The sequence below is a fragment of the Eoetvoesiella caeni genome (assembly GCF_003315175.1).
In the GTDB taxonomy this organism is placed as follows: domain Bacteria; phylum Pseudomonadota; class Gammaproteobacteria; order Burkholderiales; family Burkholderiaceae_B; genus Eoetvoesia; species Eoetvoesia caeni.
The window spans coordinates 103802-127220 of the sequence record NZ_QNRQ01000008.1; the positions used below are offsets into that span (position 1 = coordinate 103802).

The following is a 23419-nucleotide window of genomic DNA, read 5'->3' on the forward strand; positions in this document are numbered from 1 at the left end:
GCGGCACCAAGCCGCCACATTCGATTTAGGAGTTCGATTATGTCTTTACCTTCCGCACCCGTTCTGCAGGCCTTGAAGAAAAGCGCCTCGACCATGGCCAACCGCAACACGCCCTTTGTGTATAACGAATGGTATGTGGCTGCCTTCGGCAGCGAAGTCACGCGCGAGCTGCTGCCGCGCACGCTGCTGGACAAGCGCGTGGTGCTGTTTCGCACAGAAGGCGGCGAACCCGTGGCGCTGTCCGACCGCTGCGCGCACCGCGCTTATCCGTTGTCTTTGGGCGCGCTGGAAGGCGATACCCTGGTTTGCGGCTATCACGGCTTTCGCTTCAATACCGAAGGCGACTGCATTGAAGTGCCTTCGGCCGCCAAGTGCCCGAAAGGCATCGGCGTAGCCCGTTACGCGGTGCTCGAGCGCGGCCCCTTGGTATGGATCTGGATGGGCGACCCCGATCAGGCCGACGAGTCGCGCCTGCCCGAGCAAGAGTGGCTGTCGGCTTCCGACTGGGAAAAGTCCAGCGGCTACTTCGACTTGCAGTCCAACTATGTCAGCATGCACGAGAACTTGCTGGACCTTACGCATTTGTCGTACCTGCATGCCAATACATTTGGTACGCCCGACTACGCCAAGGCGGCATTCAAGTCCGAGGTCGGCGATGGGCACTTTGTGTTGTATCGCGACGTCGTGCCAACCACGCTGCCGCCGCTGTGGGCCAAGCCTACGGGCCTGGAGGGCTGTACGACTGCCGCGCGCATTGTGAAGTCCGAATTCAAGTCGCCGGCGTTTCACCAGGTAAGCGTGCGCTTCTACGATAACGCGCTGCCCGAAGAGCAGCGCACGGTTTCGCAGATCAGGACAGCGCATATTCTTACCCCGCAAACGCACTCCACCTGCCATTATTTCATTGTCCATGGCCGCGACTTCGGCCAGGACGACGACAGCATTACGCAATTCATGCACGAGAACCTGTTCGAGGCTTTCAATGAAGACGTGGATGGCATGGCGGCCCTGGAACAAGTGTGGCAAACGACCGATCCCGACGAGATGTACGAGTTCTCGGTGGGCGCGGACGGCCCTTCGGTTGCAATGCGGCGCTACCTGAAGCAGCGGGCCGACGATGAAAGCGCTGCGCGCGATACGCTGCTTGCAGCGGCGCCGCGCGTTGTGCCTATTCGCGGCACGGAAACCGCCTGAGCGCTTCATGAGCGCGCGTGCGCCGTATCAGGCGCTTAGCCGCCTGGTCGGCAGCATTGGCGGCGAAGGCTTTGCCGCGGCCGCCTTTGCGCTGGTGCACGAGGCGGTAGGGGCCGACCATATCGTGGCGCACCTGGCCGGGCCGCAGCAAATACGCGGCCTGTTCACGCAGGGGCTGTTGTCGGCGCGCATTGCCAATACTATTAACCAGCGCTACCTGGAACGCTACCATATGCTTGATAAAAGCGTGGCTTCGTTTCGCGGGCTGGGCGAAAACGAGGCCGTGGTGACGCGCTTCGACCAGCGCCTGAATGCCTCCCCCACCTACAGCGCTTATTTTTTCGAACGCACCGGCCTGTGCGACAAGTTGTCGGTGGTCAGCAACCGCGACGAAGGCATGGCGTTTTGCAATCTGTACCGGCTTAATGCCTCGGGCCCTTTCAGCAAGCAGGAGTTTCTTCAGGCCCAGGCGCTGGCGCCGGTCTTGATGGCCGCGGTGTGGCAGCATGTGGACCGTATCGGACAGGCCAGCCTGCCCATTGTGAAGCTGCCGCCGGGCTTCGAGGCGCAAGAGCAGCGGGCTTTGCGCTCATTGTCGCGGCGCGAGATGCAGGTGTGCCAGCGCCTGCTGGCCGGAGCCAGCAACGAAGGCGTTGCCCTGGACTTATCTATCAGCATTCATACTGCCAGGACGCTGCGCAAGCGCGTTTATAAAAAGCTGCAGGTCAATTCGCTAAGCGACTTGTTTGCCAAATACCTGAACGCCATGTCGGCGGTCGTCAGCGGCGGGTCGTGAAGCGCGGCGGAATTAAACGCCGCCTATCGCCATGTATTTCAATTCCATATAGTCGTCCAGGCCGTGGCGCGAGCCTTCGCGGCCCAGGCCGGAATTCTTGATGCCGCCGAAAGGCGCGACTTCGGTGGAGATCATGCCGGTGTTGACACCCACCATGCCGTATTCCAGCGCTTCTGAAACACGCCATTGGCGTGCGGAATCCTTGGTGTACAGATAGGCGGCCAGGCCGAATTCCGTGTCGTTGGCCATGGCAATGGCCTGCTGTTCGTCTTCAAAACGGAACAGCGGGGCGACGGGCCCGAAGATTTCCTGCTTGGCCACGTCCATCTGGGGCGTTACGCCTGTCAGCACGGTGGGCTGGAACCATTGGCCGCCCAAGGCGTGGCGGCCGCCGCCGACAGCGACCTGGCCGCCCTTGGCCTTGACGTCGGCTATCAGGCGCTCGGCTTTTTGCATTGCCGCTTCGTTGATAAGCGGGCCCTGGACCACGCCGGCCTCCAGGCCGTTGCCCACTTTCATTTGCCCGGCGGCTTCAGCCAGTTTTTTGGCAAAGGCGTCGTAGATGCCCGCTTGCACCAGGAAGCGGTTGGTGCAAACGCAGGTCTGGCCGGAGTTGCGGTATTTGGAGGCGATGGCGCCCTGGACGGCTGCGTCGACATCGGCATCGTCGAAGACGATGAAGGGTGCGTTGCCGCCCAGTTCAAGCGAAAGCTTTTTCAGGGTGGGCGCGCATTGCGCCATCAGCAGGCGGCCGACTTCGGTTGAACCGGTGAACGAGAGCTTGCGTACGATGGGGTTGGAGGTAAGCTCGCCGCCGATGGCGCGCGGGTCGCCCGTAACCACATTGAAGACGCCGGCCGGAATGCCGGCGCGGCCGGCCAGTTCGGCCAGCGCCAGGGCCGAAAGCGGTGTCAGTTCGGCCGGCTTGACGACCATGGTGCAGCCGGCGGCCAAGGCGGGCGCGGCTTTGCGGGTAATCATGGCGGCCGGGAAGTTCCATGGCGTAATGGCGGCGCAAACGCCGATGGGTTGCTTCAGCACCACCAGGCGGCGGTCGCTGAACGGCGAAGGAATGACTTCACCGTAGGCCCGCTTGCCTTCTTCGGCAAACCATTCGATGAAAGAGGCGGCATAGCCGATTTCACCGCGCGACTCGGCCAGCGGCTTGCCTTGTTCCAGCGTCATCAGGCGGGCCAGGTCTTCTTTGTGCTGCAGCAGCAGCTGAAACCATTTTTGCAGGATGCGCGAGCGCTCGGCGGCGGTCTTGGCCTTCCAGGCCGGCAGGGCCTGCTCGGCGGCCAGGATGGCGCGCCGCGTTTCGGCGGCGCCGGCCATGGGCACGGTGGCAATGGTTTCGCCTGTGGCGGGGTCCAGTACATCCAGCGTGGCGCCGCTGTCGGCGTCCTGCCATTGGCCGTCAATATAGCTTTGCTGGCGATAAAGGGTGGGGTCGGCGAGCTTGGGGTTGTACGCTTGCATGATGTCTAGTATCCAGTTCCAGCCACCCGGACCGACGGGCGGACAGTGTTAAGCAGCTTGGTCGCGGCGCTGCGCAGCAGGCCGGTGTCTGCGCCCAGGGCCAGGAAATTGGCGCCGCTGGCCTGGTATGGAGCGGCCAGCGCCGGGTCGGCGCAGAACACGCCCGCGGCTTTGCCGTGGCTGGTAATGCGCTTGAGCCCCTGTTCGATGGCGGCCTTGACTTCGGGGTGCCCCGGCTGGCCCAGGTGGCCCATGGAAGCTGCCAAGTCCGAGGGCCCCAGGAAAACCGCATCAACGCCTTCCACCTGGGCGATCTCGTCCAGGTTTTGCAGCGCGGTGCGCGATTCGATTTGCACGATCAGGCAGGTGTTGGCTTCGACCTGGGCGAAATAGTCGGGCACGGCATTCCAGCGTGCGCCGCGTTCCAGGCCAGTACCCACACCGCGTATGCCTTTGGGCGGGTAGTGCATGGCGCTGACCACGGCGCGGGCCTGTTCGGCATTATCTACCATGGGCACCAGCAGGGTTTGCACGCCCACGCCCAGAAGCTGCTTGATCAGCGCGGCGTCGTGGTTGGCGGGGCGCACCAGGCATTGCACCGGATAGGCCGCCATGGCTTGCAGCTGGGCTTGCACCGCGCGCACATCGTTGGGTCCGTGCTCAGCATCGATAAGCAGGAAGTCGAAGCCGCAGGTGGCCAGGATTTCCGCGCTGATCGGGTTGGCCAGCCCCAGGAATAGGCCGACCTGCGCCTGGCGTTGCGAAAGCGCTTGTTTGAATGTATTGCGGGGCATGTCCATGTTCGGGGTTCCTGCGTATGACTATTAGTTTAGTTGTTATTAAACGAAGCGAAAGGCAATCTGGCCCAGCTTGCCGTAATCGGCCTGGAATGTGTCGCCCTGCGCGCCGCTGACGGGGCGCGTGAACGAGCCGCCCAACACGACGTCGCCGGCATTGAGCTGTTCGCCGTAAGGGGCTATTTTATTGGCAAGCCAGGCTACCCCGTTGGCTGGGTGGTTGAGCACCCCGGCGGCCAGCCCGGTTTCTTCGATGACGCCGTTGCGGTAAAGCATGGCGCCGACCCAGCGCATATCCACGCTGTCGGGCCGTACCGGCAGCCCGCCGGTGACGATGCCGGCGTTGGCGGCAAAGTCGGAAATCGTGTCGAAGACTTTGCGCGGCGCCTTGGTGTCGCGGTCGAACTGTTCGATGCGGGCGTCGATGATTTCCAGCGCGGGAGTGATGTATTCGGTGGCGGCCAGCACATCGAACACGGTAACGCCTGGGCCCTTCAGCGGCTTGCCCAGCACGAAGGCCAGCTCGACCTCGACGCGCGGCGCAATGAAGCGCGTGAACGGGATGTCGCTGCCTTGCTCGAAGAACATATCGTCCAGCAAGGGCGCGTAGTCCGGTTCCGTTATTTGCGAGGATTGCTGCATGGCGCGCGAGGTCAGGCCGATTTTGCGGCCCTTGATGACACGCCCCTCGGCCAGCTTGAGCCTGACCCATTCGCGCTGGATGGCATAGCCGTCTTCGATGGTCATCTCGGGATGGGCTTGCGAGAAGTGCCGTACCTGGGTGCGGTCTTTTTCGGCCTGGTGCAGTTGCAGGGCCAGGTCCTGTATGGTTTTCAGAGGTAGCATGCTTTTGTCTTGAGGTTATTTTTTGTCTTGCGCGGCGCGAAAGCGTGCGTGCAGATTATTGTGCTTCCAGGTGCCGGCTTCGCTGAATTCGCCGATTTCCAGCGACAGCGCCAGGCCGGTTTGCCCATAGATCTGCGCGAAATGTTCTTTCATGATTTCGAACAAGGCGTCGCCGGTGCTGGTTTTGGTTTGTTCGCTGCGCCCGGCCCCTATCTTGAATGACGCATGGACAAAGGCGGCTTCGATCGTGCCGTCGCCGATGCAATAGTCTTCGGTGGGGTAGGCCCGCACCCGGATGCCGCCTATGGGGTAGACGGCCTTGCCGTCGGCCTGCTGGGCGATAAGGCAGCGCGCCAGCTTGGCGCACAGGCCCTTCATGTCGGCGTTGGGGCGGATATTGGCGGTGTATTCCAGGGTAAGGTGCGGCATGGCGTTCAGGCTGTGGCGGTTTTCAGGGGGGTAACGGGAAAGATGGCATTGATTTGCCCCGTGCCCGAACTGCCGAAGTAGGGCGTAATGATTTCCACGCCTTGGTCGTAGTCTTTGCCGCCCAGCAGTCCCAGCAGCATGGCGGTGTCGTGCATGCCGCCTTCGCCCCAGCATTTTTCGTTGTACATGGGCAGCATGTCGATGAAGGTGCCCCAGTCGCCTTGCTTCCACATCTCGACCACTTCGTGGTCGACCTTTTCAAGGAAGGGGCTGTAGACCTTGTGCATGAATTGGGGCGCAGTGCCATTGGTGGCGAAGTGGTGCGACAAAGAGCCGCTGGCGAATACGGCAACCGTGCCATCGTAGCGCTCTTCGATGGCCTTGCGTACAGCCAGGCCGAAGCGCGCGCTTTCTTCCAGGCTATGCCACATGCACCAGCCCGAAACGCCCACCACCTTGAAATGCTGGTCGGCATTCATGTAGCGCATGGGAACCAGGGTGCCGTACTCCAGTTCCAGCGTGGTGTCGCGGTGGGCCCGCGCGACCACGCCCATTTCGTTGGAGGTATCGGCAATGATTTGGCCCAGTTCGGGGTTGCCCGGGTATTCGTAGGGCAGGTTCTTGATGAAGTGCGGCAGCTCGTTGCTGGTATATACGCCCTTGAAGTGCGGTGCGCAATTGATGTGGTATTCGGAATTGACCAGCCAGTGCACATCGAACACCACGATGGTGTCCACGCCCAGTTCGCGGCAGCGCCGGCCGATTTCGTAGTGGCCGTCGATGGCGGCCTGGCGGCACCCTTTGTGGGGGCCGTCCAGTTCCGATAAGTACATTGACGGAACGTGGGTGATTTTTGCTGCCAGAGCCAGTTTGCCCATGATATGCCTCTAAAAATTTTAACCAAAGCGCGCTTATGCCACTTTTATATCAAACCTAAGCGCGTTTTATCTTCACATCTGCGCTTGAGTTGAACATGGAATTAAACGCCCCAGCGCGGAATCGGGTGGCTGCCGTACGACAGGCATACGTTCTTGGCCTCGGCGAAGACTTCGAAGCTGTAATGGTTGCCTTCGCGGCCGGTGCCCGAAGCCTTGACGCCGCCGAAGGGCTGGCGCAGGTCGCGTACGTTCTGGCTGTTGACGAACACCATGCCGGCTTCGACGCCGCGCGCCATGCGAAGGGCGCGGCCGGTGTTTTCGGTCCAGATGTATGAAGACAAGCCGTACTGCGTGTCGTTGGCAATGCGCAATGCGTCCGCTTCGGTTTCGAAGGGAATCAGGCAGGGCACCGGCCCGAAGATTTCGTCCTGGGCGATTTGCATGCGGTTGTCGACATCGGCGAATACCGTGGGCTGGATCCAGTTGCCGTTCTTCAGGTGGTCGGGCACTTCGGGCGTGCCGCCGCCGAACACAACGCGGGCGCCTTCTTTCTTGCCCAGTTCGATGTAGTGCGCCACTTTTTGCTGGTGGGCGCGGCTGATCATGGGGCCGACAATGGTGTTGGGGTCGAGCGGGTCGCCGACCGTCAGGCGCGCGGCGCGGGCGGCATAGTCGGCGACGAACTTGTCGTAAATGCCGCGCTGGACCAGGATGCGCGAACCGGCAGTGCAGCGTTCGCCGTTGTTGGAGAAGATCATGAACAGCGCGGCGTCCAGGGCGCGTTCGTAGTCGGCGTCGTCGAACACGACAAAGGGCGACTTGCCGCCCAGTTCCATCGAGAACTTTTTAAGCCCGGCCTGTTGCACGATGCGGTTGCCGGTAAGCGTGCTGCCGGTGAACGAAATGGCGCGCACGTCGGGGTGGCGGATAAGCGGTTCACCTGCTTCCTGGCCGTAGCCGTGCACAATATTGAATACGCCGGCGGGGATGCCGGCTTCAAGCACCAGTTCGCCCAGGCGGGTGGCTGTCAGGGGCGAAAGCTCGGACATCTTCATGACGGCGGTATTGCCCAACGCCAGGCAGGGCGCGGTTTTCCAGGTGGCCGTCATGAACGGCACGTTCCAGGGCGAAATAAGCGCGCAGACGCCGACGGGATTCCACATGGTGTAGTTCAGGTGGCCGGTGTCGGACTGATAGCTTTCGCCGTCCATGTGGGCGGCGATCTCGGCAAAGAAATGGAAATTGTCGGCGGCGCGCGGAATGAGCGCCTTTTTGGTCTGGCCGATGACCTGGCCGGTGTCGCGGGTTTCCATTTCGGCCAGCTCGGGCACGTTCTGGGTGATCAGTTCGCCCAGCTTGCGCATCAGCTTGGCGCGCTCGGCGGCGGGTTTGCCGGCCCAGCCCGGAAAGGCTTCTTTGGCGGCCTGCACGGCCGCGTTGACTTCGGCTTCGCCGCCACGCGCGACTTCGGCCAGGACTTCGTTGTTGGACGGGTTCAGCGTTTCGAAAACTTCTTTGCTTTCAACTTGCTTGCCGTTAATGAGATGTTTGATCATGCTTAGCTGCCAGTCAGATGTTGCGGTTCAGATAATCCTGGTCGTCGATCAGTGTATTGACCAGGCGTCCCACGTTTTCGATTTCAGTAACGATGACGTCGCCGGCGACGACATTGACCAAGCCTTCGGGCGTTCCGGTCAGGATGATGTCGCCGGGCGACAGCGTCATGATGGCGGACAAGTATTCGACCAGCCAGGGAATGCTGAACACCATGTCGCTGGTAGTGCCCTGTTGGGTAATTTTACCGTTGACCGAGGTGCTAAGGCGCAAATCCATGGGGTCGGCGATGTCGGCGGCGTCGACCAGCCATGGGCCCAGCGGTGTGCAGGCGTCGCGGTTCTTGACGCGCAGGTTGGGGCGGTAATAGTTTTCGAGGTAGTCGCGTATGGCGTAGTCGTTGGCTACGGTATAGCCGGCAATGTAGTCGTAGGCGTCTTCCTGCTTGACGTTCTTGGCGGTTTTGCCGATAACCACGGCCAGCTCGCACTCGTAGTGCATGTAGTCGGCGCTGGCGGGGCGGGGTGTAAAGGCGTTATGCCCGACCAGGGCGTTAGGGCCCTTCAGGAAGACCAGCGGCTGTTCGGGGGCTTTGAAGGCCAATTCGCGGGCGTGGTCGGCGTAGTTCAGGCCCAGGGCAAAGATGGTGCCTGGCTCGATGGGCGGCAGCCACTGGACTTTGTCTTGGGCCAGCTTTGTGCCGTCGGCAAGGACGACACTGCCGTCCTGGTCGGCGTGTACCTGGTGGACGGCGCCATTGATGAATATGCGGCCTCGTTTCATGCGGCGCTCCCTGCTTCGGAGTGAATGGAAAATTCCAGCTGGCCTACGCCGGCTATGCTGATCTTGACGGTGTCGCCGGGCGCGGCGGTGGGAGCCTGCCACTTCACGCCGACCAGCAGCACATCGCCGGGGTTCAGGGTCATGAACTCGCTGACGTCGCGCAGCAATTCCGGCACGCTGCGGACCAGTTCGTCAAGACCCCACTGGCCGACTTGCTTGCCATTGACGAAGGTGTGGACTTGCAGCGCGCGGGCGTCCTGTACACCGCCGGCGGCTGCGATTTCGCCGGCAAATACGCAAGAGCCGTCGAAGCACTTTTCGCGTATGGCGGGGCGGTAATAGCTGCTGTGGGGCAGGCTGAGGTCGGCAACGGCGACATAGCCTTGAACCGCGGCCAGCGCGTTTTCCAGCCCAAGGCGCGAGGCCGGCTGGCCGATGACGACGCCGACGGTCGCGCCGATTTCGACCTGGCTCGCGCCTTGCGGCAGGGCTACCCGAGCACCGTCGGGGCTTAGCGTATTGGCCGGTTTGATATACAGTATGGGGGCCTTGGGGGGCGCCTTGTACGGCGCTTCGTTCAGTTCGGCTCCGAGGCGTTCGACCGAGCCGCGGTCGTTCAGGACGACACCGTAGATGGTGCCCCGGATCGGCGCCGGTAAATTATTTGCGCGCATGGTCAGGTTTTGACCTCCATGTAAGTTTTTATTCAAATTAACTAATATGTTCTATAATTTAATTGCTAATATATTAGTTGTCAACGGAATCATGCAAATAGACTGCATGCCGGCCGCTCTGGCTTCTTCACGGATCTGAGGCAAGACAGGAAAACTATGGAAGAAACCCTGAAACACCGCAATCTGGCCCTGCTGCTGTTGCAGGCGCGCGAATGCGTCATGAGCAATTTCCGCCGTATCTTGAATCACCACGGGCTGACCGAGCAGCAATGGCGCGTCATCCGCGCAATCAGCGACAACGGCCAGGCCATGGAGCAATGGCAGATCTGCGCAACCTGCCATATTCTTAGCCCTAGCCTGGCAGGGGTATTGGCCCGCATGGAAGAAATGCAATTGGTCGAGCGCAACCGCGTCGACACCGACCAGCGTCGCATCCTGGTCTCGCTGACTTCCCGCAGCCGCGCTCTTATCCGCACGATCGCTCCGCTTATCGAGCAGCAGTATGCCAACCTGGAAGAGAATATCGGCGCCGACGCGGTGCGCAACCTGTATATGGCGCTGGACCTGTTCCTGGCCAACCAAAAAGGCCCCATCGACCTGGTAGACCTGCCGGAAGCCAGCAGGCGCGTGGCGGGGCGGTCGGCTCCACGCAAGCGTTCGGCCGGCGCGGGCGAGCAGTCCAAAAGCAAAAAAAACGGCGTGCCGGTTGATGCCTGATGAGCTCGGCCATACTCAATATCGACGTGGGCCGCACTTATGATCTTCGGCACGAAGATGTTGAAGTGCACTGCGAGATCTTGGGCCGCATGGCGGACTTCTTCGGGCGCAACATGGTGGCCCACCGCCATGCGCGCGTATTCCAGGTGCATTTGCTTGCGCGGGGCGAAGTCCATTTAAGACTGGACGATTCCTACTATCACGCCAAGGCGCCGCTGTTCTTCCTGACGCCGCCGTCGATGACCCACGCCTTTGTCATCAGCGACGACGCCGAAGGCTACGTGCTTTCGGTCCGCCAGAACGTGCTTTGGGATCTGTTCAGCGAGGAGCCCACCGGCTTGCTTGGCCAGCGCCTGAACCAGCCGCTGTGCATCGAGCTTCAGGGCGGCGATGCGGATGAGGCCAAGAGGCTGTTTGATTATTGCGGATTGATACGCACCGAGTTTGCCGCCAGCAATCCGGGGCGTGATTTGAACTTGCTGGCGTTGACGCGGCTGGGCTTTGTTTCGATGGCGCGCCTGGCTTCGTCGTCGGGGCCGTCGCCCAACCGGGCTTTGCGCCAGGTGGACGTGAAGATGTTCCAGGACTTCAACCAGCTTATCGAGGCGCATTTTCGCGAACACTGGCAACTTGCGCGCTACGCCGCTGAACTGAAGTTGACCGAAACGCGTCTAAACGACATATGCAGGCGGGTGGCCGATATTCCCTCAAAGCGCCTGGTGCATGACCGGGTTCTGCAAGAGGCCAAGCGGCTGCTGCTTTTTTCTTCGGCCTCGGTGACCGAAATCGCTTACGGCCTGGGCTTTGTTGATGTATCGTATTTCAGCCGTTTCTTTCGCAGGCATGCCAGGGCGGCCCCTGGCGAATGGCGCGAACAGGCCCAGGCCCGTACCCCATGAAAAGTACCAACGATTCCAGCTTACGTGCATTGGGCTTGGTGTAAAAAGGCGGCATTATCCTGCTATAGCCTTGTCTGACTGAACGCAAGTCAAGGACGGGACGCTAAAGATCAACCAGAATCAGGAGACATGCATGAAGCCCAGCGATCTACCCCACACTTATCCCGAAGACGTCCGCGCCGAGAAAAACCGCCCCTTTACCGGTGCCGAGTACCTGGAGTCGCTGCGTGACGGCCGTGAAATCTACATTTACGGCGACCGGGTTACCGATATAACCACGCATCCGGCGTTTCGTAATTCCGTGGCCACCATGGCCAGCCTGTACGACGCCTTGCACGACCCCAAGCACAAAGACGAACTATGCTGGGACACCGATACCGGCAACGGCGGCTACACCCACAAGTTCTTCCGCTTTGCCCGCAGCCCGCAAGAACTGCGCGAACAGCGCGACGCCATTGCGGCCTGGTCGCGCATGACCTACGGCTGGATGGGCCGCACGCCGGACTACAAGGCCGCCTTCGGCAGCGCCCTGGGCATCGTGCCCGAGTTCTACGGCAAGTTCGAAGGCAATGCGCGCACCTGGTACAAGCGTATTCAGGAAGCCTGCCTGTATTTGAACCACGCCATCGTCAATCCGCCCATCGACCGCAACAAGCCGGTCGACGAAGTGCGCGACGTCTATGTGTCGGTCGAGCGTGAAACCGAAGAAGGCATTTACGTCAGCGGCGCCAAGGTCGTCGCCACCGGTTCGGCGCTGACCCACTACAACTTCATCGGCCAGGGTTCGGCGGGCCTGCTGGGCGATAATACCGACCTGGCGCTGATGTTCATCGCGGGCATGAACACACCGGGCGTCAAGCTGGTTTGCCGCCCCTCGTACGAGCTGACCGCCGGCGCCATGGGTTCGCCTTTCGACTACCCTTTGTCCAGCCGTTTCGACGAAAACGACGCCATCCTGATTTTCGATAACGCCTTCATCCCTTGGGAAAACGTGCTTATCTATCGCGACATCGAGCGTTGCCGCAACTGGTTTCCGCACGCGGGCTTCGGCCGGCTTTTCCCCTTGCAGGCCTGCACCCGTTTTGCCGTCAAGCTGGACTTCATCAGCGGCCTGCTGGTCAAGGCGCTGAAGTGCACCGGCACCATGGATTTTCGCGGCGTGCAGACCGAAGTGGGCGAGGTCCTGGCCTGGCGCAATATGTTCTGGTCGTTGACCGAGGCCATGATAGGCAACGCCTACTCCTGGCATAACGACAGCTATGCGTCCTGCCAGGAGGCGCAGCATGCATACCGCGTCCTGGCGCCGCAGGTGTATCCCGCCATCAAGAAGGTCATTGAAGAAATCGTCGCCAGCGGCCTCATTTACCTGCCTTCCGGTGTACGCGACTTGAACAATCCGGCGCTCAATGATTATTTGTCGCGCTATGTGCGAGGCTCGGACGGCATCGACCACATTGAACGCATCAAGACCCTGAAGCTGCTGTGGGATGCAATCGGCACCGAGTTCGGGGGCCGCCACGAACTGTATGAAATCAACTATGCCGGCAACCAGGACGAGATCCGCCTGCAGTGCCTGCGCCATGCGCAAGGCTCTGGTACATTAGGCAAAATGACCGAACTGGTGGATAAGTGTCTGTCCGACTACGATCAAAACGGTTGGCTGGTTCCGCATCTGCACAATAACGACGACATCAATGTACTGGATCAGTTGCGCCAAAAATGACATTGCCCGCGTCGGGAGAATCTAATGGAAAACTGCGATAGCAAGCGCGGCGATTTTCGCAATGCCATGGCACGTTTGGGCGCGGCTGTCAGCATCGTTACCAGCAACGGGCAGGGCGGCCGTTGCGGGGTCACGGCAACCGCCGTGTGCTCTGTCACCGACACGCCGCCGACCTTGCTGGTTTGCATCAACCGCTCCAGCGCCATGAACGCCGTCTTCAAGGCCAACGGCAAGCTGTGCGTCAATGTGCTTTCGGCAGAACAGGAAGGCCTGGCGCGCGATTTTGCGGGAATGACCGGTATTCCCATGGAAGACCGGTTTGCCCAGCCTTGCTGGGCAGAGCCCGGGCACGGCCAGCCCATGCTTGAAGAGGCGCTGGCCAATTTGCAGGGGCGCATTATTCGCGCCGACGAACTGGGCACGCACACGGTCATGATAGTCGAGCTGGATACCATCGACCTGCATGCCCAGGGCGGCGACGGCCTGGTGTATTTCAGCCGCTTGTTCCACCGGGTTCCGGCCGCCGTGCCGGTTGCCGAGAATAACTGACGCCCTGTCTGGTTATGGCTGGCTGAATGAAGAACCCCGGCATACGCCGGGGTTTTTGACACTAGAGCGCAGGCTCGTTCGAGCCGTTTTTCTTTTTTACGTCCACCGGGTCGAAGTGGGTCATGACGTCAAGCACGTGCTCGTTGGCCATGACCTTGGCGCGCGCCTTGACGGCAATGGCATGGCCTTGCGCAATGGTCAGGGTGGCGTCCATTTCCAGGTCCACTTCCACCCAGATCATGTCGCCCAGTTTGCGGGTTTTCAGGTCGTGGATGCCTTGCACGCCAGGCGTGGAAAGCAAATGCTGGCGAATGCGGTTTTCGGTGTCGTCGTCCACGGCCCGGTCCATGAGGTCGCTGAACGAGTTGAAAAAGAACTTCCAGCCCATGCGCGCCACCATCAGGCCAACAATCAGGGCCGCCAGCGGGTCGGCCAGCGGAAAGCCGGCCAGGTTGGCGATAATGCCCAGCGCCACCACCAGCGACGAAGCCGCGTCCGAGCGGGCATGCCAGGCGTTGGCGATAAGCATGGAAGAGCGCACGCGCTCGCCCACGCGCAGCATGTAGCGGAACAGGCCTTCCTTGGCCGCCAGCGTAAACAGGGCGACGACCAGGGCTACGGTATGTACGGTGGGAATTTCCTCGGGGCTTTGCAGGCGGCTGAACGCCGTCCACAGCATGCCTATGCCAACCGAAAGCAGCAGGGCGCCGAGAATCAGCGAAGCGGCGTTTTCAAAGCGCAGGTGCCCGTACTGATGGTCGGCGTCGGGCGCCTTCTGGCTGTGCTTGTTGGCAACCAGCACCACGGCGTCGGACAGCAGGTCCGAAAAGGAGTGGATGGCGTCGGCCACCAGCGCCTGCGAATGCGCGAACAGGCCGATGGCAAGCTGTACGACGGTCAGGAATATATTGACCGCCACGCTGACCAGGGTACTGGTCCTGCCTGCTTGATGGCGTGCGGTGGGATCCTGGATTTTTTCCATCAGCTGATGCGCATGCCCGGCTGGGCGCCTTCCCAGGGCTCTAGAATGTACAGGCCCGAATCGACGCTGGCGTCGTTGTGGCTGGCGGCAAGCACCATGCCTTCGGACACGCCGAAACGCATTTTGCGGGGTGCCAGGTTGGCAACCACGACAGTCAGCTTGCCCACCAGGTCGGCGGGGCTGTATGCGGACTTGATGCCCGAAAACACCTGGCGATGGCGGCCTTCGCCCAGGTCCAGGCTAAGGCGCAGGAGCTTGTCCGATCCTTCGACCTCTTCGCACTGGACGATGCGGGCAATGCGCAGGTCCAGCTTGGCGAAGTCCTTGATGTCGATGGTGTCGGCAATGGGCTCGCCGCCCGGCTCGGGCAGGACTTCGGCCGGGGCTTCGAACAGGGCGTCGAGCAGTTTCGGGTCGACCCGCTGCATCAGGTGCTTGAACGGCGCAATCTGCGCGGGCAAGGTCTTGGCGTCGGCCCACTGGTAGGGGGCCGTGTCGCTGAACAGGCTTTGCGCCACGGTGGCGGCCAGTTCCGGCAGCACAGGGCTAAGCATGACCGTCAGGGCGCGAAAGCCCGCCAGCGCGCGTGAACAAACATCTTGCAATGCGGCTTTTTGTTCGTCGCCGGCCTGGGCGATGCCCTTGGCCATGACCCAGGGCTGGGCCGCATCGAAATCCTGGTTCAGGCGGTCGGCAAAGGCCATGATGCGCCGAATGGCGCGCCCATATTCGCGCAATTCGAAGTCGTTGCGCACGCTGTCGGCGGTTTCTTCGATGCCGGCCAACAGGGCCTGTGTGTCGCCCGCATAGGCCAGTTGGCCGTCGAAGTGCTTGCTGATGAAGTTGGCTGCACGGCTGGCAATATTGATGTACTTGCCAACCAGGTCGCTGTTGACCCGGGCGACGAAGTCGTCGGGATTGAAGTCCAGGTCTTCGACATGGGAATTGAGCTTGGCGGCAATGTAATAGCGCAGCCATTCCGGATTCATGCCGATGTCCAGGTAGCGCAGCGGCGAAATGCCCGTGCCGCGGCTCTTGGACATTTTTTCGCCGCTGACGGTGATGAAACCGTGCACATGCAGGCCGTCGGGCGTCTTGCGGCCCGAGAACTTCAGCATGGCCGGCCAGAACAGGGCGTGAAAATAAACAATGTCCTTGCCGATGAAGTGGAATTGCTCGGTATTGCCGTTGGGGTCCAGCAGCGCGTCGAAATCCAGCCCCTGCTTGGCGCAATAGGCCTTGAGCGAGGCCAGATAGCCTACGGGGGCGTCGAGCCAGACATAAAAATACTTGCCGGGCGCATCGGGGATTTCAATCCCGAAATAGGGCGCATCGCGGGAAATGTCCCAGTCGGCCAGATTGGCCTCGCTGCCGTCTTCGCTGGTGCCCAGCCATTCGCGCGTTTTGCCCAGCACTTCGCTTTGCAGCCGCTTGTGGCCGTGCTTGTCGCTGCCGGTGGTCCAGGCTTGCAGGAACTCCACGCAGCGCGGGTCGGACAGCTTGAAGAAAAAGTGTTCCGACGATTTCAGGACCGGGGTGGCGTTGCTAAGCGCGGAATACGGCTCAATCAGGTCGGTGGGCGAATAAACGGCCCCGCATACTTCGCAGGAGTCCCCGTACTGGTCTTTGCTGTGGCAAGTGGGGCATTCGCCCTTGATGTAGCGGTCGGCCAGGAACATGCCCTTGACCGGGTCGTAAAACTGTTCGACGTCGCGGCTGTAGATCAGGCCGGCCGCCTTCAGGCTTTTATAGATATCGTGCGACAGCTCGGTATTTTCGGGCGTGTCGGTGGAATGCCAATGGTCGAACCGGATATGAAAGCCATTCAGGTAGTGGGGGCGTTCGTTGGCGTAGCGCGCCACCAGTTCTTGTGGGGTAATGCCTTCAGCCTGCGCCTTGAGCATGATGGGCGCGCCGTGGGCGTCGTCGGCACCGACGAAATGCACTGTATGGCCGGACATGCGCATGGTACGAACCCAGATATCGGCCTGGATGTATTCCATGATGTGGCCAATATGAAAAGAGCCATTGGCGTAAGGCAGTGCGGTGGTGACGAATATCGTGCGCGACATGGATTATGCGTAAGTAAATGTAAAGTTATGTGGGAAGCCTGCACACGGGGCTGCCCGGTCCGCGGGAACCGGGCGTATGCAAAAAAAGTATCGGCCTATTGTAATGAATAGACCGAAAGTTTGGGGTTATGGAGGGCGCGCGGCCCGATCGAAGGGCCGTGATGCGCAAGCGCGGGCGTTTACCGCTACGGGATTTCGCGCATTTCGACGTCGACGACGTCTTTTTTATTGAATGCGCGGGAAGGCGTGGACGGCTTGCGTCTTTCTTCCCAGTAAGCCCGTACGCCAAAAGGGCGGCCCTTGATCCTGGCGACCACGTACAGTATGGCTACGGCAATAGCCGTGGAAGCCATGAAGACAAGCGCCATGATCATGCCGAATATAGCCAGCAACAGGAAAAGGGCGGCGCGAAGTATTTGATTAAATGTATTCATCTTGATATTGAGGCAAGCTCTGGCCGAAAATAGTTCCGTGAATCCGCTATCCTTTAGGCTGTACCATGAAGTTTTTCTTTACCCGAGGCAAAAAAATGAGTATCACCCCAGAACAATTGCGTACGGCGTTGGCCGACGTTGTAGACCCTAATACGAATAAAAAACTGGGGCCTATACTTAAAAACTGCGAACTACAGCTGGACGGAACAAGTCTTACCCTTACTTTAGCCCTCGGCTATCCTTTGCACAATGGCCTGGACGTGCTCAAGCAACGGATTGAAACAGCTCTGGCGGCGCACGGCGTAGTGCTGGCCAAGCTTGATTGCAAGCTGCATATCGTAACTCATGCGGTCCAGCATGGGCTTAAACCTTTGCCCAATGTGCGCAATATCATTGCCGTGGCCTCGGGCAAGGGCGGGGTCGGGAAAAGCACCACCGCCGTCAATATTGCCTTGGCCTTGCAAAGCCAGGGTGCCAAGGTGGGCATGCTCGACGCCGATATCTATGGTCCCAGCGTGCCCATGATGCTGGGTTTGTCGGGCAAGCCCGAAAGCCTGGACGGGAAAACCATGGAACCATTGGTCGGCCATGGGTTGCAGGCCAATTCCATCGGCTTTCTTATCAGCGACGACACGCCAACCATCTGGCGCGGCCCCATGGTAAGCCAGGCGCTGGAGCAATTGCTGCGCCAGACCAACTGGAAAGACCTGGACTACCTTATTATCGACATGCCCCCGGGCACCGGCGACATTGCCCTGACGCTGTCGCAGAAAGTGCCCGTGGCCGGCGCAGTCATCGTCTCTACCCCGCAGGACCTGGCTTTGGCCGATGCTCGCAAAGGGTTACGTATGTTTCAAAAAGTGGATGTCCCGGTGCTGGGAATTGTCGAAAATATGTCTATGCATATTTGTTCCAATTGCGGGCACGCCGAGCCCATCTTCGGCCAGAATGGCGGCCGCGACATGGCCGCCGAGTTCAACCTGCCGTGGCTGGGCGCGTTGCCGTTGGCAATGGACATTCGCACGCAAACCGACTCGGGCACTCCCAGCGTTGCGGCCGAGCCGAACGGGAAGATCGCGGGTCTTTATCAGGATATTGCCTGGAAGCTGGCTGTTCAAGTGTCCGCCTTGCCTGCCGATATGTCGGGCAAGATGCCTTCCGTCGTGGTGCGCCGATAAACCGCTCGATGAAGGGCGCCGCTTTCTGCCTTGCCCTTTCCTTGGGATGGTCCCAGGGGGTTTTTGCCGCCAAGCCGGAGGTCACCATTGACCCCGGCGGAGTGCCGCCGCAGGCCCTGCAGGCCATTGTGGGCGCCGTCGACGCGATCACTCGGCTGGCTGAAGACCAGGACGGCGGCGAAGTCTCCCGCCTGCGGCGCCGCGCGCGCGACGCCACTTTGTCGGCCCTGGAAACCCAAGGCTATTTTTCGGCCAAAGTCACACTGGAGGTCGGCGAGGATCCGCTGGGCGAAACCTGGGACATCACCATAGAGCCCGGCACGCTGACCCGGGTGGCCGACGTTGACCTGCGGTTCTCCGGGCAAATTGCACAGCCCGAATTCGCCGCGCGGCTCGACGCCTTGAAGCAGTCCTGGCCGCTTACCCGCGACATGCCTTTCATCAACGAACAATGGCACGATGCCAAGGGCGCACTGATCGACAAGGTCAGCAGCAAGGATTTTTACCTGGCACGGATGACCAAGTCGCAGGCCACGGTTCTTGCCGACGAGGCCAAGGCCGACCTGGAGGTGGCCATCGACAGCGGACCCCGGGTGCGCATGGGCGAAGTCGAGGTCATAGGACTGAAGCGGGTGCCGCGCGAACTGATCGACCGCTACGTGCGCTATGAGCCCGACGCTCCGTACGACCAGGAAAGACTGGATGAATGGCAGCAGGCTTTGCAAGCCACTTCCTTTTTCCGCGGCGCATCCGTTGCCCTGGATAGTTCGGCGGCCAAGCGCAAGACGCTGCCCAACGGCGAGGTCCAGATGCCTTTGCAGGTGCGGGTGTCCGAAGCGCCGGCCCGCCGCTTTTCCGCCTCTTTGGGCGTGGACAGCGACAACGGCGCGCGGGTCGAGGCCCTGTACCGGCACAACGTGGTTTATGGCCTGCCCATCTGGACGGAAACCGGGGTGGGCGTCGACAAAAACCGGCAACGGGCGTTTTTCGATGTGCATTTTGCGCCGACGGTCAACGGCTATAAAGACAGCGTGGGCCTGCTGGCCAACCATTCCGATATCGAGGGCGTGGATACCACCCGCGTTGGAGCAGGCTGGACCCGTACACAAGAGCGCAAGGCCGCAGGCGACAGCCGGGTCGAGTTCGAGACGCGATGGGGCATGGTGGCCGCGTATGACAAGACCCGTATCGAGGGCGCTGAAACCTACGAAGTGCCTTCTTTGGTCGGCACCTGGCAATGGCTGCGGCGCGATGTCAACGATAAATACGACCCGCGGGAAGGCAATCTGGTCGACCTGGGCCTGGGGGCGGGGGTGACCCTGGATCGCGGCGAAGGCTTTTACAAGTCGGGCGTGCGGGTGCAGCAGTGGTGGCCTATCGGCAAGCGCGACGTGCTGACGGTGCGCGCCGAGGTCGGCAAGGTCTGGTCCAAGACTTCGCGCCTGCCCGAGGACTTCGGTTATCGCACCGGGGGCGCGCGCACCATACGCGGCTACAAATATCAAAGCATAGGCCTTAGCCGGGGCAGCGCCACCATTGGCGCACCGGCCCTGGCGGTGGCCAGCGTGGAGTACATGCATTACTTTACCCAGCAACTGGGCATGAGCGTTTTCGTGGACGCCGGCGATGCCGCCGAGTCCTTTGGCCAGATGAAGCTGGCCGTGGGGTATGGCGTCGGGGCGCTGGTGCGCACGCCCGCGGGACCTTTTGAAGTCAGCCTGGCCTACGGCCAGCGCGACCGCAAGCTGCGCCTGCACTTTTCAATGGGGATAGCGTTTTGAGCCGGGTTACGCGCAGTCTGCGCGCAATCGCTCTGTGGTTGGGGCCGACCGTGGTCTTGCTGCTGGTTGCCGTGGTCAGTTTCGTGGTGTGGTGCGTGGGCACCGAGCCCGGCACGCGCTGGGCGCTGCGCACTGCCATGGAGCAGGTCCAGGGCGAAGCCCAAGGCATCGAAGGCACGATCTGGAAGGGGCTGCGCGTACAGCGCCTGGCCGTCAAGACGCCCGTGGTGGATATCCATTTGACCGACCTGAATTTGCAGGTCGATTGGCGCGAACTTTGGCAGCACCGGCTGCATGCGCGTGAAATTTCTGCCGGCAAGCTGTCCATCGATATCCTGCAGTCGGACCAGCCGCCGTCCGAGTCGCCATTCGCCATGCCGGCGTTGCCCGTTCAAGTGTTGCTGGATCGAGTCGCGCTGGGTCATCTTAGCCTGAGCCTTGGCGGCGAGCCGGTACTGCTGGACGTGCAGAATCTTCAGGCGGCCCTGAAGCTTTCCGACGAGAATGCGTCGCTGGTTTTTCAAAGCCTGGAGCTTGGCCGCGATAACATCCAGGCCGGCATCGAAGGCGAAGTCAAGGTTTTTAAATTGGCCGAGCCCTGGCCGTTGTCGGTCCATTTGAAGACCCGGGCTCAGAGCTCGCAGCCCGATTCCCTCTTGTGCTTGCGCCACTTCTTGCCCGACCTGCCGGTTCCGGACAAGAAAGCGGCCGTGCCCGTGAAGGCGGCGGCGCAACCGGTTGGCGATGCCGCCACCGACGCGGCAACCAAAGTGGCCGTCGATGCCGGCCCGGAAGACGGCGGCATTGTGCGGCTGGCGCAGCTTAGCGCCGCGTGCGCTGTGGACATGACGGCGGACCTGACCGGTTCACTGGACAACATGAGCCTGAAAGTGGCCGGCGACGGGCAGGACGTGCGCTTTAACGTAAGCGCCGAATTGCAGCCGCGCAAGGCGTTGCCTCTAAGTCAGGCCGACTTCAATATCCATCTGGTGGACGGCTCTTCCCTTAAAGGCGCTTTGAACGTGGACTCCGTCCCGGCCGATGGCGCCAGCCGCGACCACATTGTCAGTTCAATAGTGGCCGACAAGCTGAACCTGGCGATATTGATGGGGCCGGACATGCCTGGGGGGCTGCTTAGCGCCACGCTGGGCCTGGATGCGCAACTGCAGGACGGCAAGGACGTCTTGTCCGCGGCTTTGGCGCTGGATGTCGGCCAAGGTTCGCGCTGGAACGGTCAGCCTCTGTCGGGTCTGCTGAAGGCCGAGCTGATCAATACTTTGGCTGCCGCGCCGCCCGATCCGCAACGGCCTGATGCGCCCGAGCTATGGCAAGGCTTGCAGGTGTCGGACCTGGATATGGATTTGCGTCTGGGCGGCAACCGCCTTAAGGGCAAGGGGGCGCTGGGTGCCCCTGGAAGCGCACTGGACTTGACCGTCGCCGCGGCGCGCCTGGCCGATTTCTGGCCCGGCCTGCCTGGCGGGGTGCAGGCCCAGGCCCATTTGGCCGGCACGCTGGCCAAGCACGAGGCCAGGCTCAAGGCCGTGTATGCGCCGCAGGCGGGCAAGTCGCAAGAGCTGGGCAAGGGGCCGGTCCAGGCAAACATTGCGCTTGATGGCGGCTGGGACGCGCAAGCGCAGCCGCTGGGCTGGAAGGGGCGGGTGACGACGCTGGACGTAAGCCATATCGGCCTGGGCGTAAAGCTGCAATCGCCCGTGGCCGTGTCCTATGTGCCGCAAGCGCTTGCGCCGGCCTGGCAGTGGCAGGTGGGCGCCGCCACGCTGAATCTGGGCTTGCCTTTGAACCAGCGCGTGGCGATCCGCCATCTGGCTTCACAGGGGCGGGACGGTTCATGGGAAACGCGGGGATCCATCGACCGTCTGGCCGTGTCGCGGCGCCTGCTGCGCGAACTGCAAAAGATACTGGGCGTGGCCGATGCGGCCGACGACGGCCGCGGCGGCATCGTGGTGGCTCTGGACGAGCGCAACGAGCGCAAGGAAATCGTGTACGCCGCCGACTGGAACCTGAAGTTTGCCGGCGCGCTGGACGGCCAGGCGCACATCAAGCGCGTCTCGGGCGACCTTATCGTACCGGGCAACCCCGATTTCCCCTTGGGTTTGCAGACTTTTTCGGTGGATCTGACCGCCAAGCCGGAAGGCCCCGCGGTCAGCAGATTGACGGCCAAAATCAACGCGGCCACCGCCAAAATGGGTCGCGCCCAGGCAACGGCCAGCGCCTTGCTGCACAGTGCGCCCGGGGCCGGCTTTACGATGAACCCCAAAGACGTAAAAACAGTCGAGCTTGATGCCGAGATCAAGGATTTGGGCTGGCTTAGCCTTTTGGTAGGCGATGCCATGGACTTCGGCGGGTCGGTCCAGGCCAAGTTGTCTGCGCAAAGCCGTCCCAACGGCACATGGGCGACCAACGGCACGGTCAATGGGCAGGGCATTCGGGTGGTACGTATCGACGACGGTGTGCGGCTGCTGGACGGCACCCTGGCGGCGCATTTCGACGGCGACCGCTTCGTTCTGGACAGCCTGCGCTTTCCCGCCCGGCTGCGCGTTACCCCCAAAGAGTGGCGCACCGCCGAATGGGTTTCCAGCAACCCCGACGCCCGCGACGGCAGCCTGACGCTTACCGGCAGCTGGGATCTGGCTGAATCGGTCGGTGTGCTTGATATGGACTTGTACCGCTACCCCATCTTGCAGCGTTCCGACCGCTACGCCATGGTTACCGGCAAATTGCACGTGGATGCGCCTTCTCCGGCGATTTCCCTGTCGGGCAAGATTACCGCCGATGCGGGCTGGGTCGACCTGGACATGCTTAGCAGCGTGCCGGTGGTCGACAGCGATGTCGTGGTCTTGCGCAAGGGGCAAACCCAGAAGGCCAGTGCCCCCATGGATATTTCCATGGAGCTGGACGTGGACCTGGGCCCGCGGTTCTACATCACCGGCTATGGCGTGGATTCCGGCCTGGTCGGCAATATGCACATCAGCATGCAGGAAGGCAAGCTTACGGCCATGGGCGCGCTGCGTACCCGTGGCGGAGCGCTGGACGTATATGGCCAGCACTTGCAGTTAAGGCGCGGCAGCCTGACCTTCCAGGGAGACATTTCGAATCCGGTGCTAAGCATAGAGGCCTTGCGCACCGGTCTATCGGTGGAAGCCGGGGTGCGGGTGGCCGGCACGGCAAAGCGCCCGCGCATCGATCTGGTATCGTACCCGGATGTCAGCGATGTGCAAAAGCTGTCGTGGCTGCTGTTGGGACGAGGTCCGGACGATTCGGGCGGCGATGCCGCATTGCTGTTTTCCGTGGGCACGTCGCTGTTGACCGGCGGCGAACCCTTCTACCGCAAGTTCGGGCTGGATGAAATCAGCATGCGGTCGGGAACCCTGGGCAGCACCGGCAGTCTGCTGCCTGTCGAAAGCGTGGTTCGCGGCCTGGACAGCGGCACCAGCGACATCGAACGCAAGTTTGTCGTCGCCAGCAAGAACTTGTCCGAAGGCCTTACCGTCAGCCTGGAGCAGGCCTTGTCCGAAACCGGGACGGTGGGCCGCCTGAGCTATCAGCTGGCCCGCGGCCTGTCGGCTGACCTTAGCGTGGGAACGGTTACCGGCATTGCCTTGATTTACAGAACCATCTTCCGGGATTAAGCGT

At 61.4% G+C, this 23419-nt stretch carries 20 protein-coding genes; 9 read left to right on the forward strand and 11 right to left on the reverse strand.

The genetic code is table 11. The annotated features are described in order from the left end of the window. Positions 1-39 precede the first annotated feature (39 nt). Together DFR37_RS14905 and DFR37_RS14910 are read left to right on the forward strand one after the other, a co-directional pair. On the forward strand, positions 40-1194 hold the full coding sequence (locus DFR37_RS14905; protein ID WP_113934079.1) for an aromatic ring-hydroxylating oxygenase subunit alpha: 1155 nt from the start codon (positions 40-42) through the stop codon (positions 1192-1194). Between the two features lie 7 nt (positions 1195-1201). After that, positions 1202-1990 (forward strand): helix-turn-helix transcriptional regulator, encoded by a 789-nt coding sequence (locus DFR37_RS14910; RefSeq protein ID WP_170139932.1) that lies wholly within the window; start codon positions 1202-1204, stop codon positions 1988-1990. Positions 1991-2002: 12 nt separating this feature from the next. Here the strand turns inward: DFR37_RS14910 and DFR37_RS14915 are convergent, their stop codons facing one another. The 8 genes from DFR37_RS14915 to DFR37_RS14950 all read right to left on the reverse strand — a co-directional run bounded on the left by DFR37_RS14915 (position 2003) and on the right by DFR37_RS14950 (position 9430). After that, positions 2003-3469 carry an NAD-dependent succinate-semialdehyde dehydrogenase gene (locus tag DFR37_RS14915; protein ID WP_113934081.1) on the reverse strand — a complete coding sequence of 489 codons (1467 nt, stop codon included), beginning with the start codon at positions 3467-3469 and terminating at the stop codon, positions 2003-2005. A gap of 5 nt (positions 3470-3474) precedes the next feature. Then, complete coding sequence (locus tag DFR37_RS14920) at positions 3475-4269, reverse strand: HpcH/HpaI aldolase family protein (RefSeq protein ID WP_113934082.1); 795 nt, start codon at positions 4267-4269, stop codon at positions 3475-3477. 39 nt (positions 4270-4308) lie between these two features. After that, positions 4309-5112, reverse strand: a complete 804-nt coding sequence (gene hpaH / locus DFR37_RS14925; RefSeq protein WP_113934083.1) for a 2-oxo-hept-4-ene-1,7-dioate hydratase — start codon at positions 5110-5112, stop codon at positions 4309-4311. A 15-nt stretch (positions 5113-5127) separates the two neighbouring features. Further along, entirely contained in the window at positions 5128-5541 is a 414-nt protein-coding gene (locus tag DFR37_RS14930) for a 5-carboxymethyl-2-hydroxymuconate Delta-isomerase (RefSeq protein ID WP_113934084.1), read from the reverse strand. A 5-nt stretch (positions 5542-5546) separates the two neighbouring features. Then, entirely contained in the window at positions 5547-6419 is an 873-nt protein-coding gene (gene hpaD / locus DFR37_RS14935) for a 3,4-dihydroxyphenylacetate 2,3-dioxygenase (RefSeq protein ID WP_113934085.1), read from the reverse strand. 101 nt (positions 6420-6520) lie between these two features. Then, on the reverse strand, positions 6521-7975 hold the full coding sequence (gene hpaE, locus DFR37_RS14940; RefSeq protein ID WP_113934086.1) for a 5-carboxymethyl-2-hydroxymuconate semialdehyde dehydrogenase: 1455 nt from the start codon (positions 7973-7975) through the stop codon (positions 6521-6523). 13 nt (positions 7976-7988) lie between these two features. Beyond that, positions 7989-8756 (reverse strand): fumarylacetoacetate hydrolase family protein, encoded by a 768-nt coding sequence (locus DFR37_RS14945; protein WP_113934087.1) that lies wholly within the window; start codon positions 8754-8756, stop codon positions 7989-7991. Continuing rightward, positions 8753-9430, reverse strand: a complete 678-nt coding sequence (locus tag DFR37_RS14950) for a fumarylacetoacetate hydrolase family protein (protein ID WP_113934088.1) — start codon at positions 9428-9430, stop codon at positions 8753-8755. The genes DFR37_RS14945 and DFR37_RS14950 overlap by 4 nt, the downstream gene beginning before the upstream one ends. Before the next feature lie 156 nt (positions 9431-9586). Here DFR37_RS14950 and hpaR point away from each other — a divergent pair, with 156 nt between their 5' ends. From hpaR to hpaC, 4 genes are all read left to right on the forward strand, one after another. Further along, positions 9587-10147 carry a homoprotocatechuate degradation operon regulator HpaR gene (gene hpaR / locus DFR37_RS14955; protein WP_170139933.1) on the forward strand — a complete coding sequence of 187 codons (561 nt, stop codon included), beginning with the start codon at positions 9587-9589 and terminating at the stop codon, positions 10145-10147. Further along, positions 10147-11046 (forward strand): 4-hydroxyphenylacetate catabolism regulatory protein HpaA, encoded by a 900-nt coding sequence (gene hpaA, locus DFR37_RS14960; protein ID WP_113934089.1) that lies wholly within the window; start codon positions 10147-10149, stop codon positions 11044-11046. Before hpaR ends, hpaA begins: the two co-directional genes overlap by 1 nt. A gap of 133 nt (positions 11047-11179) precedes the next feature. Continuing rightward, positions 11180-12769, forward strand: coding sequence for a 4-hydroxyphenylacetate 3-monooxygenase, oxygenase component (gene hpaB / locus DFR37_RS14965; RefSeq protein WP_113934090.1), 1590 nt, complete (start codon positions 11180-11182; stop codon positions 12767-12769). Between the two features lie 24 nt (positions 12770-12793). Further along, positions 12794-13318 (forward strand): 4-hydroxyphenylacetate 3-monooxygenase, reductase component, encoded by a 525-nt coding sequence (gene hpaC, locus DFR37_RS14970; protein WP_113934091.1) that lies wholly within the window; start codon positions 12794-12796, stop codon positions 13316-13318. Between the two features lie 61 nt (positions 13319-13379). Here the strand turns inward: hpaC and DFR37_RS14975 are convergent, their stop codons facing one another. The 3 genes from DFR37_RS14975 to DFR37_RS14985 form a co-directional block, all read right to left on the reverse strand. Beyond that, on the reverse strand, positions 13380-14300 hold the full coding sequence (locus DFR37_RS14975; RefSeq protein ID WP_113934092.1) for a cation diffusion facilitator family transporter: 921 nt from the start codon (positions 14298-14300) through the stop codon (positions 13380-13382). Next, on the reverse strand, positions 14300-16372 hold the full coding sequence (gene metG, locus DFR37_RS14980) for a methionine--tRNA ligase (RefSeq protein WP_113934093.1): 2073 nt from the start codon (positions 16370-16372) through the stop codon (positions 14300-14302). The genes DFR37_RS14975 and metG overlap by 1 nt, the downstream gene beginning before the upstream one ends. 185 nt (positions 16373-16557) lie before the next feature. Beyond that, on the reverse strand, positions 16558-16806 hold the full coding sequence (locus DFR37_RS14985) for a hypothetical protein (protein ID WP_113934094.1): 249 nt from the start codon (positions 16804-16806) through the stop codon (positions 16558-16560). A 95-nt stretch (positions 16807-16901) separates the two neighbouring features. Between DFR37_RS14985 and apbC the strand changes: the two genes are divergently transcribed. From apbC to DFR37_RS15000, 3 genes are read left to right on the forward strand one after another with little or no spacing between them, the layout of a single operon-like run. Beyond that, the gene (apbC, locus tag DFR37_RS14990; protein ID WP_113934133.1) at positions 16902-17984 is read left to right on the forward strand and encodes an iron-sulfur cluster carrier protein ApbC; all 1083 of its coding nucleotides are present in this window, start codon (positions 16902-16904) and stop codon (positions 17982-17984) included. A gap of 8 nt (positions 17985-17992) precedes the next feature. Continuing rightward, positions 17993-19765 carry an autotransporter assembly complex protein TamA gene (locus tag DFR37_RS14995; RefSeq protein ID WP_113934095.1) on the forward strand — a complete coding sequence of 591 codons (1773 nt, stop codon included), beginning with the start codon at positions 17993-17995 and terminating at the stop codon, positions 19763-19765. Further along, complete coding sequence (locus DFR37_RS15000) at positions 19762-23415, forward strand: translocation/assembly module TamB domain-containing protein (RefSeq protein ID WP_242341877.1); 3654 nt, start codon at positions 19762-19764, stop codon at positions 23413-23415. The genes DFR37_RS14995 and DFR37_RS15000 overlap by 4 nt, the downstream gene beginning before the upstream one ends. Positions 23416-23419 lie beyond the last annotated feature (4 nt).

Bases quoted from the DNA above. Each gene is read 5' to 3' on its own strand.
- DFR37_RS14905 (WP_113934079.1), top strand. From the start codon at position 40: ATGTCTTTACCTTCCGCACCCGTTCTGCAGGCCTTGAAGAAAAGCGCC.
- DFR37_RS14910 (WP_170139932.1), top strand. From the start codon at position 1,202: ATGAGCGCGCGTGCGCCGTATCAGGCGCTTAGCCGCCTGGTCGGCAGC.
- DFR37_RS14915 (WP_113934081.1), bottom strand. From the start codon at position 3,469: ATGCAAGCGTACAACCCCAAGCTCGCCGACCCCACCCTTTATCGCCAG.
- DFR37_RS14920 (WP_113934082.1), bottom strand. From the start codon at position 4,269: ATGGACATGCCCCGCAATACATTCAAACAAGCGCTTTCGCAACGCCAG.
- hpaH (WP_113934083.1), bottom strand. From the start codon at position 5,112: ATGCTACCTCTGAAAACCATACAGGACCTGGCCCTGCAACTGCACCAG.
- DFR37_RS14930 (WP_113934084.1), bottom strand. From the start codon at position 5,541: ATGCCGCACCTTACCCTGGAATACACCGCCAATATCCGCCCCAACGCC.
- hpaD (WP_113934085.1), bottom strand. From the start codon at position 6,419: ATGGGCAAACTGGCTCTGGCAGCAAAAATCACCCACGTTCCGTCAATG.
- hpaE (WP_113934086.1), bottom strand. From the start codon at position 7,975: ATGATCAAACATCTCATTAACGGCAAGCAAGTTGAAAGCAAAGAAGTT.
- DFR37_RS14945 (WP_113934087.1), bottom strand. From the start codon at position 8,756: ATGAAACGAGGCCGCATATTCATCAATGGCGCCGTCCACCAGGTACAC.
- DFR37_RS14950 (WP_113934088.1), bottom strand. From the start codon at position 9,430: ATGCGCGCAAATAATTTACCGGCGCCGATCCGGGGCACCATCTACGGT.
- hpaR (WP_170139933.1), top strand. From the start codon at position 9,587: ATGGAAGAAACCCTGAAACACCGCAATCTGGCCCTGCTGCTGTTGCAG.
- hpaA (WP_113934089.1), top strand. From the start codon at position 10,147: ATGAGCTCGGCCATACTCAATATCGACGTGGGCCGCACTTATGATCTT.
- hpaB (WP_113934090.1), top strand. From the start codon at position 11,180: ATGAAGCCCAGCGATCTACCCCACACTTATCCCGAAGACGTCCGCGCC.
- hpaC (WP_113934091.1), top strand. From the start codon at position 12,794: ATGGAAAACTGCGATAGCAAGCGCGGCGATTTTCGCAATGCCATGGCA.
- DFR37_RS14975 (WP_113934092.1), bottom strand. From the start codon at position 14,300: ATGGAAAAAATCCAGGATCCCACCGCACGCCATCAAGCAGGCAGGACC.
- metG (WP_113934093.1), bottom strand. From the start codon at position 16,372: ATGTCGCGCACGATATTCGTCACCACCGCACTGCCTTACGCCAATGGC.
- DFR37_RS14985 (WP_113934094.1), bottom strand. From the start codon at position 16,806: ATGAATACATTTAATCAAATACTTCGCGCCGCCCTTTTCCTGTTGCTG.
- apbC (WP_113934133.1), top strand. From the start codon at position 16,902: ATGAGTATCACCCCAGAACAATTGCGTACGGCGTTGGCCGACGTTGTA.
- DFR37_RS14995 (WP_113934095.1), top strand. From the start codon at position 17,993: ATGAAGGGCGCCGCTTTCTGCCTTGCCCTTTCCTTGGGATGGTCCCAG.